The organism is Lentzea sp. CC55 (genome assembly GCF_021056325.1).
GTDB lineage: Bacteria > Actinomycetota > Actinomycetes > Mycobacteriales > Pseudonocardiaceae > Lentzea > Lentzea jiangxiensis.
In genome coordinates, this window is the sequence record NZ_JAJCXE010000055.1 from 33,630 (window position 1) to 34,121 (window position 492).

A 492-nucleotide genomic window follows, 5' to 3' on the forward strand; every position below is an offset into this window, starting at 1 on the left:
GATCGGCGTCGCCTTCGCGATCAAGCAGACCCCGCACGGCGGCACGATGTACCTGCTCGGCCCGGCCGCCGGGCTGCTCGGGTGCCTGCTGCTCGCGGCGTTCGTCCGGCGGCAACGGAAACTCGCCGTCCCGCTGCTGGACGTGACGCTGTTCCGCGACCGCGCGTTCAGCGTCGCGGTCGGCAGCGTCCTGCTGGTCCTGACCTCGCTGGTCGGCCTGGGCCTGCTGCTGGCCCAATACCTCCAACTCGTACTCGCGCTGCACCCCATCCCCGCCGCACTGCGGCTGATGTTCGTCATGGTCTCGGCGATCATCGGCAGCGTCGTCGCCGGGCCGTTGTTGCAGCGGTTCGGCAACCGCCGGATGACCGTCGCCGGGTTCGCCGTCAGCGCCGTGGCCTTGGCGGCCGGCGCCGCCGGACTGACCGTGCACGAGAACCTGTGGCTGCTCGGACCGGTGCTCGCCGCGACCGGGTTCGCCGTCTCCATCTC

1 protein-coding gene is annotated in these 492 nt (G+C 71.5%); it reads left to right on the forward strand.

What is annotated here, in order from left to right:
* Positions 1-492 (forward strand): MFS transporter (locus L6E10_RS35070; RefSeq protein WP_236224460.1); only part of this gene is annotated, 492 nt, incomplete at both ends.